Below are 11,502 nucleotides of genomic sequence, written 5' to 3' on the forward strand. Positions count from 1 at the left end.
AATTATACCTGTTTATTTAGTTGGATTTTTTCTTTGTTTTTCTTGATGGAGACATCTTTTTGCTTCTTTACCAGCTCATCTTCAAAAAGCATACGTACCGATGGGGTATACGAATCATCGTACTGACCGCTCTTTACCGAAACGATAAATGCAATGAAAAATAAGACCGCAACTAGAACGCTGATGGCCAATAACACATAAATAACACTCATACCTACCTGAATTATGCCGTAAAACTACGGCGTGTGTACCCGATTAAATATGACTTATATCAGGTTTTGACGATTCTCTTAAAGTTTCTTAATTATCGAATGTAAACATTTGATTTATAAAAAGATAAAATAATCGTATTTCTAGAAAAAAATATAAAAATGGGGTGCCTAGGGGGTAAATAGGCCTCGGTTTGAGATCTTAGGCCTTTTTTGCGCCTTGATAGATAGAAATTAATGCGGCAACGATAATCAAATTCTTGATTACATATTGGCCGAGCAATGTAGGGGCGAATGGGCTGAAGGTAAAAGAGGCTTCGTTCAGAAGCAATAAAGTGGAAAAGGTACAGACCATATGCAATAGGGTCACGATAACGGTTTGCTTCCTAAATAAATCGAAAAGCAGGAATGTGCCGATACCGACTTCCAAAAGGGCTAGAAGTATAATTGAAACGTTCGGGGGGATAAGACCAAAGCTCAATGATGTAATGGTTTCTTTGGCCAATTCTTCGGCGGGACTTACATCGTTGAAAAATTTGAGTACTCCGAACCAGAGATATACAATGGCTATCGATATCTGAAGAAAAGAGATGTTTTTAAAATGGTTTAAAATCGAAGAGGTCTTGAAAGTTGGCATTTATACTTAAACGAGTTTGGTGGATTGTTCGTTTTACAAACCTAACTTTTTAAACGAATCCATCCCGTTTTTTTACTATGAAGTTACAAATGTGGACGCTATAACTTGCAATATCAGTCAATGTTTCTGCCTATAAAATTAGTGGCTATTGTGGTAAACGCTACCACACTAATGGAGCTCAGGGGCATTAAGATGGCCGCAATAACCGGCTCTAATTGCCCTGTAACCGCAAAATAAAGTCCAATTAGGTTATAGGCCAAAGATAGGATGAAACTCATTTTTATAACCTTCATGGCTTTTTTAGAGGCCCAGATGTACTGATGTAGCTGTTTGAATTTGCTGGCATCCATAATGCCATCACTGGCAGGTGAAAATACATTGATGTTCTCGGAAATGGCAAGGCCTACTTCGGCTTGGGCCAAGGCACCGGCGTCGTTAAGCCCGTCACCTACCATCAGTACTTTTTTGCCCTGTTCTTGTAATGTTTTAATAAATTCGAGCTTATCCTGTGGTTTTTGGCCAAAATACAGGGGGGTAAGTTTTGGTAACAATTTTTCAAGGCGCTGCTTTTCACCTTCGTTATCGCCCGAGAGTACGGCTACATTAAAATCTTTTGACATTTTTTCGAATACTTGGGAAACCCCTTCGCGGTATTCATTGTGAAAAATGTACTTGCCCTTATACGTGTCGTTGCTGCTGATATGAACCGCCGTGGTAAGGGCATCCGTAGTTTGTCCGTTACCTACAAAGTCGGCCGATCCCGCTTTAATGTGTTCGTTGTCCTTAGACCCTTCTACGCCTTTGCCGATATGTTCTTCGTATTCGTCAAGGGTAACGATATTCTCTTCGGCCAACAGGTTGTAAAGGGAGCGGCTCAAGGGGTGGTTCGACCCCCTTAAGGTATTCTTCAATAGGGAGGCCTCGGCTTCCGTAAGGGGCATGCCCTCATAGGTGGCCGTGCTCTTTTTAGCAGTGGTTATCGTACCTGTTTTATCAAAAATAGCCGTATCTATTTGGGCCAATTGCTCAATGGTTTGGGTGTCTTTTAAATAAAATTTCTTCCGTCCGAAGATTCGGAGCATGTTGCCCAGGGTAAAGGGTGACGAAAGGGCAATGGCGCATGGGCAAGCAATGATCAAGACTGCGGTAAAAACGTTCAAGGCCTTGCTCGGGTCAAAATAAAGCCAGAAAATGGCCGATAAAAAAGCAATGCTGAGCACGGCTATGGTAAACCTTCTGCCGATACTGTCGGTCAGGGTCTGAAACTTACTGGCCTTGTCTTCCTGGAAAACGGAATTGCTCCACAATTGGGTGAGGTAACTTTGAGAGACCGATTTTAGGGCTTCCATCTCTATGGCTCCTTGGAGTTGTTTTCCTCCGGCAAAGACTTTTTCCCCAGATTCTTTTTTTACCGGTTCCGATTCGCCCGTAACAAAGCTATAGTCGATACGGGCCTGCCCCTTGATGAGGATGCCGTCAACGGGAATCAGTTCTTCGTTTCGGATCAGTAGGCAGTCGCCGCGTTCAATATCGTGTACTTGGGCGGTTTCTTCCTTGCCGCCTTTAGTGATGCGGGTTATAGCTATAGGAAAATATGATTTGTAGTCACGTTCGAAGGAAAGGAAGGAGTAGGTCTTTTGCTGAAAGAACTTTCCTAAGAGCAAGAAAAAGACCAATCCCGTAAGCGAATCGAAAAACCCGCTTCCCCAATCAAAGACAATGTCGAGGGTGCTGCGAACAAAGAGCACTAAGATCCCAAGGGCAATGGGTACGTCAATATTCAACATTTTACTACGGATGCCTTTGTAGGCCGAAATAAAATAATCCCTGCCGGCATAAAGAAGTACCGGTAGAGAAAACAAGAATATAAGCCAATGAAAGACCGGTTCGTATTTGTTGAGCCAGTATTCGCCGCCGGATGCATTGCTTGACGATAGGTCGAAATAGTCGGGAAACGACAGGAACATCACATTGCCAAAGGCGAAACCTGCTACCCCAAGTTTATAGATGAGGCTACGGTCGGCACTTTTCTTCTTTTTGTCGAAATCATCAAGGGAGATATAGGGCTCATAACCGATCCGGGCCAGCAACACCACTACTTCCTTTAGTGAAATATCGGAACTGCTATATGTAATCCGTACGGTCTTTTTGGGGAAATTTACTTGGGCGCCCTTAATATAGGGGTTTAGCTTGTTCAGGTTCTCAAGAACCCAGATACACGAGCTACAGTGAATATGCGGAATATAGAGGTTTATGATCTGTAAGTCACCGTCGTTGAACTCAATAAGTTTTTCGGCGATTGGAGTTGAATCTAAAAAATCGTATCTTCCATCAATTGATTTCGGGGATGCCCCGGCCGCAGATTGCAAGTCGTAATAGTAATCGAGGTCATGGCCCGATAATATTTCGTACACGGTCTTGCAACCGTGGCAGCAAAAATTTTTATCGTCTAGTGCGATTGGGTTATTGCCACAGTCGTCGCCGCAATGGAAACAGTTGTTAGAATTCATATTACACTTGCTAATACCTGTTTGCAAAGATGCAAAAGGTAGGTATTAAAAAATATGACAATTGTCAGGTTTAACACGGTCGGTGAAGGTTATCTTTGCATTGTCAGGTATAAGTAGTTTGCATAGTCAGGTATAAATAATAGTGTTATGAGCAGCAGATGTGAAAATTGTATAATACGACAATTTAATTCGTTACGTGCGATGAGCAAGGAAGAATTAAAGAAAGTATCCGATTCCAAGATTTCCAAAAAACTTAAAAAAGGCGAGGCCCTATTTCAAGAGGGCGAGCAACTTAATGGGGTTTTTTGCGTAAGGACCGGGGTTTCAAAGCTGTCGAAACTGAGTGCGAACGGAAAGGACCAAATCGTAAAACTGGCCAGCAAGGGCGAGGTAATGGGCCAGCGTGCCGTGATTGCCGAAGAAGTTACCAATTTGAGCGCAATCGCGGTAAGTGATATGGAAGTCTGTTTTATTCCAAAGGATGTGATTTCCAATACGCTCGATCAAAATCCGAACTTTGCGGTTGAGGTCTTACGGCATATGGCCCACGACCTAAAGGAAGCTGATGACGTTATCGTAAACATGTCTCAAAAAACGGTGAAACAGCGAATGGCCGAAGCCTTTCTATACCTGAGAAAAAACTATGGGGACGATACCGATGGTTTCTTGAATCTGGTACTCTCTCGTGAAGATTATTCAAATGTGGTAGGAACCGCTACCGAATCCTGTATCCGGATTATTTCGGAGTTCAAGAAGAAAGGCTTGATCAAAACTTCCGGAAAAAAAATAGGGGTGCTCGACGAGCGCAAACTCTTGGAACTCGCCGAAAGATTCTAAACCGGACATTCCAAAACTGACATATGTCATAGTTTACCTATGGTTTTGCATCTACTTTTACCCTTGAAGATTTCAATAAAAAAGTAGATGAAGAATATATTGTTGCCAACCGATTTTTCAGAAAATGCGTGGAATGCCGCATGCTACGCCATAGAGCTTTTTGCCAACGAGGCCTGTACTTTTTACGTGTTGAATACCTACACGCCGCACATTGCGCACAGTCGTTTTATGGCGGCCGCCCTCGAAGGGAATATGTTGGAAGATACGGCCAAGGAAATATCGGAATCGGGCCTGGCCAAGGTCATATCGCGCATCAAGGCCCAGTTCAACAACCCACGGCATAGTTTTTATGCGATATCGTCGTTTAGCATGTTGGTCGATGAAGTCAAGGAAACCATAGAAGATAAGCAGATCGATCTGGTGGTGACAGGAACCAAAGGAGCCTCGGGGCTGGAAGAGGTCTTTATGGGCAGTAATACCGTACGGATCATAAAATCGGTGAACAATTGCCCAGTATTGGCCGTGCCTGAATCCTTTCCCTTTGTCCGCCCCAATGAAATTGCCTTTGCTACGGATTTCAATCGGTTTTATACCGAATCTGAACTAGAGCCCTTGCTCGATATGAGCCGGACCTTCGGTGCGGTCATCCGCATCGTACACGTACAACAAGGGATACATGCCTTGAGCGAACTGCAGAAATTCAATTTAGACATGCTTAGAAAGTATTTGAAAAATGTAGAGCATTATGTTCATACCGTATCGGAATTGAACTCGGTATCAAAAACTTTGGAGGTCTTTAGTAATGAACTGGACATACACCTGTTGGCCATGCTTAATTATCAGCATAGCTATATGGAAAAAATCACAAGGGAGCCCGTTGTAAAGAAAATGGCATTTCATACACAGATACCCCTATTGGTCATACCCGAACTGGGGATGTGTAACAAAAAATCGAAAAACCAAAACGAAGAAGGCCTCTCCGTTTCCCAGTAAATAGGGGACATGGGCAAGTAGGACTTGATCTTGAAATAAAACACAAAACTGCTTGAAAGGGCAGTTTTTTTATTGGGTCAAAATTATCTGTTATATTTCTCCTAATCGCACGCCCCGCAGCATCGGTTCTTCTTAATTTTGTATAAAATTACGACATGAACCTTCCCGATACTGGTCAAAAACGAATAGTGATAATTGGTGGCGGTTTTGCCGGAATATCACTGGCAAAAAATCTAAAAGGAGTTGATTTACAGGTGGTATTGATCGACCGCCATAACTACCATACCTTTCAGCCACTTCTATATCAGGTTTCTACCAGTGGCTTGGAGCCTGATTCCATTGCATACCCGCTTCGAAAGGTCTTGAACGAACTCGATAATTTTTATTTTAGGATGGCTTCGGTGCAACGTATCGATCCTGATGGAAAGACCGTTTTTACCGATATAGGAAACCTAGGTTACGATTATTTGGTCTTGGCCACAGGCACAAAGACCAATTTTTTTGGCAACCAGAATATTGCCCGGTACGCCATGCCTATGAAGACCGTTCCCCAGGCGCTTGATATCAGGAGCCTTATGTTACAGAATTTTGAAAAGGCCGATGACTGTCTAGACCCGGTTGAACGCAAGGCGTTGTTAAATTTTTGTATCGTGGGTGCGGGCCCTACGGGAGTAGAGTTGGCCGGTGCCTTTGCCGAATTGAAGAACAACGTTTTTCCTAAAGATTACCGGCATCTCAACATAGATGAAATGGAAATCAACCTATTCGAGGGCGGCCCAAGGGTACTGCCCCCAATGAGTGAGAACGCCTCCAAAAAGGCGACCGAATTTTTGAAGGCCCTAGGTGTGCGCGTTCATTTGAACGTGATTGCCAGTGATTATGATGGGGAGCGACTGACCCTAAAGGATGGCACGACCTTAAATACCAAGAATTTTATTTGGACGGCAGGGGTTACGGGGGCCGCCATTGAAGGTTTTGCCACCCATGTTCTTGTGGAGCGGTTGAACCGCTATAAGGTAAACCGGTTCAACCAAGTTGAGGGCTATGATACGGTTTTTGCCATTGGTGATATTGCCTATATGGAAACTGATGGCTTCCCGAAAGGGCATCCCCAAGTGGCACAACCCGCCATTCAACAAGGGGAGTTGTTGGCCGATAACCTTGAGCGCATGCTAGAGGGAAAAGAATTGAAGCCTTTTACTTATCGCGATAAGGGAACCATGGCCACCATCGGCCGAAATAAGGCGGTGGCCGATATTAAGAAGCTAAAATTCGCTGGCTTCTTTGCCTGGTTTATTTGGATGTTCGTTCACCTAATGGCCTTGGTAGGTTTTAGAAATAAGGTGGTAGTATTTTTTAACTGGGCCTACAACTACATTAACTACGATAAGGCTGCGCGGCTCATTATGAGACGCTTCAGGCCTAAGGCTTAGTTTGTGGTCGGCAAATTGCAATTAATTCAAATGCTTTAGTATCTTTGCCCTGTTGTGTTGTGACCCAGAACCTTTATAGGTTTGGGCCAATGAAAGGCTTTCCTTGTTGGAAGGCTTTTTTTGTTTGCCCCCTTCGGTAATTTAAAAACACGACGGACAAGGCTGTCGACCAGTATTTGGTGAAGGGAGAATTTTTGGAAGGAAAACTTTAGATTTTTTGCAATTGGCGCTCTAACGATGCCTGTTTGTTTTGCTTGGAAGTCGTCTGGTTTTGGATGAGCATCCATGCTTTTTTGGCCCTTTCCGCTTTTATCTGATGATGTGTTCTTTTCATGATACGAGGTGTTAAGGATTCGACTATTTCGTGTGCTTTAAACCAGGTTCAAATTTTTAGCGCCCCTAGTTTATGCCACTCATTTTTTATGAGCTTAACGACAGGTCAAACTTACGACGAAATGCGCTCTTTTTATCGGTGAAATACATTATTAAAACGTTTTTTCCATTTTAAGGATTTCTTATAAGAAAAATAATTCCATCCGTTTTTATGGAAGGTCAAATATGCGATATCGCTAAAAAAGCACTAATTTTAGGAGTACATTTATAAACGCAGAACATATGCCGTTATATCATAAGCTCGGAAAGTTTCCGCAAAAACGTCATACCATCTTCAAAAAAGACGATGGCACCTTGCATTACGAACAATTGTTCGGTACCATTGGGTTTGACGGAATGTCCTCTTTACTATATCATTTGCATAGGCCTACACAGGTGAAGGAAGTCGGTAAAACTTTGGATATTGCTCCGAGGGCCGCCGTAGAATACAATATAAAGTCAAGATTGCTAAAGGGCTTTGAGGTAAAGCCCCAAGACGATTATCTACAGAGCCGAAAGACCGTACTTTTCAATTCAGATGTGCATGTAGGGCTCGCTGCGCCCAGAAAGTCGGTCACGGATTATTTTTATAAGAATACCGATGCCGATGAGCTATTGTTCGTACACAGGGGCTCAGGTACTTTAAAGACCTTTTTAGGGGAAATTCCTTTTGAATATGGAGACTACCTTGTGATTCCAAGAGGTATGATCTATCAAATCGAGTTTGATACAGAGGATAATCGTTTATTGATCACCGAAAGCTATCACCCCATATATACCCCTAAAAGATACCGGAATTGGTTCGGTCAGCACTTAGAGCATTCGCCTTTTTGCGAGCGCGATTTTAAGCTGCCACAGAACCTGCAGACCTTTGATGAAAAGGGTGAGTTTTTGATGAAGGTAAAAAAACAAGGGCAGCTGCACCATCTGGTATATGCCACCCATCCGTTTGATGTGGTCGGTTGGGACGGGTACAATTTTCCGTACGGCTTTTCCATCCATAATTTTGAACCCATTACAGGTCGCGTTCACCAACCGCCCCCAGTGCACCAGACCTTTGAGACAAGCGCTTTTGTGGTGTGTTCCTTCTGCCCGAGGTTGTACGATTATCACCCACAGGCCATACCGGCACCGTATAACCATTCCAATATAGATTCGGATGAGGTGCTCTATTATGTAGACGGTGATTTTATGAGTCGGAAGGGTATTGATGAAGGGTACATTTCCCTGCACCCGGCGGGTATTCCGCATGGTCCGCACCCAGGCACTTACGAAGGCAGTATAGGGAAAAGCAAAACTGAAGAACTTGCAGTAATGATAGATACGTTCAAGCCGTTGAAATTAACCCAACAGGCCTTGGATATCGATGATGGCAAGTATTACCAAAGCTGGTTGGAGTAGCGCTTAGGGCTGTTTGTTATCTTTTTGCTAAAGCCAATGCTTACATTTTGCTTTTTGGATACTTTTGAGACAAGAAAAAAAGAAACAAGTGATATTAGATTTAATACGAAACAGACGCTCGGTATTTCCGGCTCAGTATAATAATAAGCCTATTGCCAAGGCCGATATCGAAAAAATATTGGAAGCGGCCAATTGGGCTCCTACCCACAAGAAAACAGAACCTTGGCGATTTCGTGTGCTGCAAGGGGAGTCTCAAGAGAAATTGGGACTTTTCCTTTCCTTGAAATATCTGGAAAACGATCCCAACCCGAAGGAGTTCAAAGCCAAAAAACTAATTGAAAACCCGAAGCGTGCGGGCGCAATTATCGCTATCTGTATGCAAAGGGACCCCGCCCAAAGTATTCCCGAATGGGAAGAAGTCGCCGCTACCGCAATGGCCGTTCAAAATATGTGGCTCTGCTGTACGGAAATGGGTATTGGCTGCTATTGGAGTTCTCCGGGACTCGTAAAGCATATGAACGATTTTTTTGAAATGAACGAGGGCGAAGCCTGTTTGGGCTTTTTCTATATGGGCTATTCCGATGAGGAAATTCCTGAAGGACAACGGAGTCCCATTGCGGATAAGGTAGTTTGGATGGATTAGAAAGCTATTATAGTCTATTCCATTTTATATTTAAATACGCCACCGCCTTGCTTTAAAAGCATTGTTTTGTTCTCAGGGTCGAACTCAAGGCGTACTCCCGCTAGGTGAAATTCAAAAACATTCTTTGCTACGGCCTCCAACGGAAATGAGGGTTGTCCGGTCGCCTGTGCCATAAGGGTGCCATTATTTTGAGTAATACTTATCTTTAATTTTTTCTGATGACTTGCATAGGTGCCGAGGTATTTTTCTAGGTCTTCTGCGGCTATTTCTATGGTGCTAAAGTCGGGTATGTCAAAAGATTTGCCATAGTATGCCGCTAGTACGGCAATAAAGATGTCATTGTTGCTATAACGGGTGCCGTTCGATGTAAGTGCTATGGAGATATGGTCTTTGGGGAAAATGGCTAATTGAGATGAGAATCCATCTATGCCGCCATTATGGCCAAATCCCTTCTTGCTGAAATAGGGCATCTCAAATAGGCCCATTCCATAACCGTCCTTAAAAGTTTTCATTTGCTCCAGGCTTTCGCTCGTAATGAGTTTGCCCTCAAAAAGAGCCCTTGCAAAAGTGTTGAGGTCGTTAGGTGTAGAGACTATGGCCCCGGCTCCTAAAGGAATAGACATGTGGGTTTCAAAAGATTTCTTCCACTGGGTGTCATAGCTATAGGAGTGGGCCTCGTTGTTTGTTAGGTCTATGCTTGAGCCTACATACGTATTGCTCAATTTTAGAGGAACCGCTATTCTGTCTTTAATTAGATTGGCATAGTTGTCTTTGAAGACATCTTCTAAAATAAAGGTCAATAGTATATAGTTAGAGTTGCTGTACTCCGCTTTGCTATCAGGGTTAAAAACGCTTCCCCCTTGTTCGATCAACTCTAAAAGCTGTGTTCTTGTTTTTGGCTGTGTATTCCATAGAAGATAACTGGGTAGACTTGTTACGTTCATGATTCCACTGCGGTGGCTGAGCAAGTGGCCAATAGTAATATCGGATGCATTTTTAATTGAGGGGAAGAAGTTTGATAGAGGTTGGTCTAAAGTTATTTTGTTTTCTTCAACAGCCATAAAAGTAAGGGCTGAGGTGAACATTTTGGAAATGGACCCCACCCTGAATTTTGTTGTTGTATTTATCTTTTGTTTCGTCTCTATATCGGCATAGCCCGTGGTTTTACTGTAAATGGTCTTTCCGTTTTTTGATAGGGCAACACTGCCCATAAAACGATCATGGGTTTCTAAGGTTGCAAAAAGGCTATCAAGTTTTTTGGTGTCAAATTCCTGGGAAAAAATCGATCCGGTAATCAGTAGAAATACGAGCGGAACAAATACTGATTTTCTCATGGGAAATACGGGTTTAGTTTATAAAAGGAAATAGTTCTAAGCGATAATCCCACGCTTTTGAGATAAATAGTCCCAAGTAGATTATGGCAATCAAGAATTTCATAAAGGTACCGGTCAAGAAACCTAAAAACGACCCAAAAGCGGCTTTGGTGGCCGTTTTTCCGTCGGCTTTATTCAATAATTCACCTACCAGGGCACCGACAAATGGCCAAATAATAATACCAAACGGACCTAAAACAGGGAAGAATAGGGCGACCAATAGTCCCAAGGTAGTGCCGATAACCCCTGCCTTGGTTCCTCCGAATTTTTTTGTGCCTATGGCGGGTATGACGTAGTCTAGGGCAAATACAATCAGTGCGAGGGCCGCGGTGATACCTAAAAACAACCAGTCTTGGGGAACGGCCTTGGTGAGGTGTAGCAGTAGTAGCCCCACCCAACTGATCGGGGGTCCTGGGAGAACGGGCAAGAAACTGCCCAAAATTCCCATGAACATAAAAACGAAACCTAAAACAAGCAGTACAATGTCCATTTTATCAATTTGCTGTTTGACGAAGATAAGCACATTTTGTTACATCTTTCCGGTGGGTTCTCTTGCTGCTTTTAAGGGTGGTCTGACTGTTAGTATGTTAGCGATTTTGATAGAAGTTTAAAACCGATTTTTATTTTTTTAACTAAAATTTTAGTTTGAACTATGTTTTTAGTTATATTTGTTTCGTATATGAACTAAATACTTAGTTAAATGAAGCAATTAACAAAAGCGGAAGAAGAGGTGATGCAGCAATTATGGCAACTGGAAAAATGCAATGTTGCCGCTATTATTGAACAATTACCAGAACCAAAACCAGCATACAACACCGTATCCACAATTGTAAGGATTTTAGAAAGTAAAGGTTTTGTAGGTCATGAAAAAGAAGGGAAGGGATATCTCTACTTTCCTATCGTAAAAAAGTCGGATTACAGCAACCAGAGTATCAATAAGCTGGTGGACGGGTATTTTCAGGGCTCTTTTAAAAGCATGGTCTCTTTCTTTATGAAGAAGAACGATATGAGCCTTTCTGAATTGGAATCTATAATGCAGGATATTAAAAAGGGTTCCGGGCCGGAAGGGATAAATAAAAAGAATAATTAAAATC

The 11,502-nt window shown here is 42.8% G+C and carries 12 protein-coding genes; 6 read left to right on the plus strand and 6 right to left on the minus strand.

Annotation, left to right across the window (positions count from 1 at the left end; genetic code table 11):
- Positions 1-2: 2 nt before the first annotated feature.
- From ccoS to B4Q04_RS06360, 3 genes are all read right to left on the minus strand, one after another.
- Complete coding sequence (gene ccoS, locus B4Q04_RS06350; RefSeq protein WP_013993614.1) at positions 3-212, minus strand: cbb3-type cytochrome oxidase assembly protein CcoS; 210 nt, start codon at positions 210-212, stop codon at positions 3-5.
- A gap of 199 nt (positions 213-411) precedes the next feature.
- A complete protein-coding gene (locus B4Q04_RS06355) occupies positions 412-846 on the minus strand; it encodes a DoxX family membrane protein (protein ID WP_088696287.1) in 435 nt (144 codons plus the stop codon).
- Between the two features lie 113 nt (positions 847-959).
- On the minus strand, positions 960-3,356 hold the full coding sequence (locus B4Q04_RS06360) for a heavy metal translocating P-type ATPase (protein ID WP_088696288.1): 2,397 nt from the start codon (positions 3,354-3,356) through the stop codon (positions 960-962).
- Between the two features lie 201 nt (positions 3,357-3,557).
- Between B4Q04_RS06360 and B4Q04_RS06365 the strand changes: the two genes are divergently transcribed.
- From B4Q04_RS06365 to B4Q04_RS06375, 3 genes are all read left to right on the plus strand, one after another.
- On the plus strand, positions 3,558-4,193 hold the full coding sequence (locus B4Q04_RS06365; RefSeq protein WP_084724347.1) for a Crp/Fnr family transcriptional regulator: 636 nt from the start codon (positions 3,558-3,560) through the stop codon (positions 4,191-4,193).
- An 87-nt stretch (positions 4,194-4,280) separates the two neighbouring features.
- Positions 4,281-5,186, plus strand: coding sequence for a universal stress protein (locus tag B4Q04_RS06370; protein WP_013993618.1), 906 nt, complete (start codon positions 4,281-4,283; stop codon positions 5,184-5,186).
- A gap of 155 nt (positions 5,187-5,341) precedes the next feature.
- On the plus strand, positions 5,342-6,619 hold the full coding sequence (locus B4Q04_RS06375) for an NAD(P)/FAD-dependent oxidoreductase (protein WP_088696289.1): 1,278 nt from the start codon (positions 5,342-5,344) through the stop codon (positions 6,617-6,619).
- Positions 6,620-6,827: 208 nt separating this feature from the next.
- On the opposite strand, the gene B4Q04_RS23070 is transcribed toward B4Q04_RS06375, so the two are convergent.
- On the minus strand, positions 6,828-6,953 hold the full coding sequence (locus tag B4Q04_RS23070; protein WP_262507930.1) for a hypothetical protein: 126 nt from the start codon (positions 6,951-6,953) through the stop codon (positions 6,828-6,830).
- Positions 6,954-7,234: 281 nt separating this feature from the next.
- On the opposite strand from B4Q04_RS23070, the gene B4Q04_RS06385 reads away from it, so the two are divergent.
- Both B4Q04_RS06385 and B4Q04_RS06390 read left to right on the plus strand, forming a co-directional pair.
- Complete coding sequence (locus tag B4Q04_RS06385; RefSeq protein WP_013993621.1) at positions 7,235-8,392, plus strand: homogentisate 1,2-dioxygenase; 1,158 nt, start codon at positions 7,235-7,237, stop codon at positions 8,390-8,392.
- A gap of 88 nt (positions 8,393-8,480) precedes the next feature.
- Complete coding sequence (locus B4Q04_RS06390; protein ID WP_088696407.1) at positions 8,481-9,035, plus strand: nitroreductase; 555 nt, start codon at positions 8,481-8,483, stop codon at positions 9,033-9,035.
- A 14-nt stretch (positions 9,036-9,049) separates the two neighbouring features.
- Here the strand turns inward: B4Q04_RS06390 and B4Q04_RS06395 are convergent, their stop codons facing one another.
- Both B4Q04_RS06395 and B4Q04_RS06400 read right to left on the minus strand, forming a co-directional pair.
- A complete protein-coding gene (locus B4Q04_RS06395) occupies positions 9,050-10,369 on the minus strand; it encodes a serine hydrolase domain-containing protein (protein ID WP_088696290.1) in 1,320 nt (439 codons plus the stop codon).
- A gap of 13 nt (positions 10,370-10,382) precedes the next feature.
- Positions 10,383-10,898 (minus strand): DUF456 domain-containing protein, encoded by a 516-nt coding sequence (locus tag B4Q04_RS06400; protein ID WP_046287449.1) that lies wholly within the window; start codon positions 10,896-10,898, stop codon positions 10,383-10,385.
- A gap of 210 nt (positions 10,899-11,108) precedes the next feature.
- Here B4Q04_RS06400 and B4Q04_RS06405 point away from each other — a divergent pair, with 210 nt between their 5' ends.
- Positions 11,109-11,498: a BlaI/MecI/CopY family transcriptional regulator gene (locus B4Q04_RS06405; RefSeq protein ID WP_013993625.1), complete on the plus strand. Its 390-nt coding sequence runs from the start codon at positions 11,109-11,111 to the stop codon at positions 11,496-11,498.
- The last annotated feature ends 4 nt before the right edge of the window (positions 11,499-11,502 follow it).

Source organism: Zobellia sp. OII3 (genome assembly GCF_002211465.1).
Taxonomy (GTDB): domain Bacteria; phylum Bacteroidota; class Bacteroidia; order Flavobacteriales; family Flavobacteriaceae; genus Zobellia; species Zobellia galactanivorans.

Excerpts from the sequence above, each read along its gene's own strand:
- ccoS (WP_013993614.1), bottom strand. The coding sequence starts at position 212 with ATGAGTGTTATTTATGTGTTATTGGCCATCAGCGTTCTAGTTGCGGTC.
- B4Q04_RS06355 (WP_088696287.1), bottom strand. The coding sequence starts at position 846 with ATGCCAACTTTCAAGACCTCTTCGATTTTAAACCATTTTAAAAACATC.
- B4Q04_RS06360 (WP_088696288.1), bottom strand. The coding sequence starts at position 3,356 with ATGAATTCTAACAACTGTTTCCATTGCGGCGACGACTGTGGCAATAAC.
- B4Q04_RS06365 (WP_084724347.1), top strand. The coding sequence starts at position 3,558 with ATGAGCAAGGAAGAATTAAAGAAAGTATCCGATTCCAAGATTTCCAAA.
- B4Q04_RS06370 (WP_013993618.1), top strand. The coding sequence starts at position 4,281 with ATGAAGAATATATTGTTGCCAACCGATTTTTCAGAAAATGCGTGGAAT.
- B4Q04_RS06375 (WP_088696289.1), top strand. The coding sequence starts at position 5,342 with ATGAACCTTCCCGATACTGGTCAAAAACGAATAGTGATAATTGGTGGC.
- B4Q04_RS23070 (WP_262507930.1), bottom strand. The coding sequence starts at position 6,953 with ATGAAAAGAACACATCATCAGATAAAAGCGGAAAGGGCCAAAAAAGCA.
- B4Q04_RS06385 (WP_013993621.1), top strand. The coding sequence starts at position 7,235 with ATGCCGTTATATCATAAGCTCGGAAAGTTTCCGCAAAAACGTCATACC.
- B4Q04_RS06395 (WP_088696290.1), bottom strand. The coding sequence starts at position 10,369 with ATGAGAAAATCAGTATTTGTTCCGCTCGTATTTCTACTGATTACCGGA.
- B4Q04_RS06400 (WP_046287449.1), bottom strand. The coding sequence starts at position 10,898 with ATGGACATTGTACTGCTTGTTTTAGGTTTCGTTTTTATGTTCATGGGA.
- B4Q04_RS06405 (WP_013993625.1), top strand. The coding sequence starts at position 11,109 with ATGAAGCAATTAACAAAAGCGGAAGAAGAGGTGATGCAGCAATTATGG.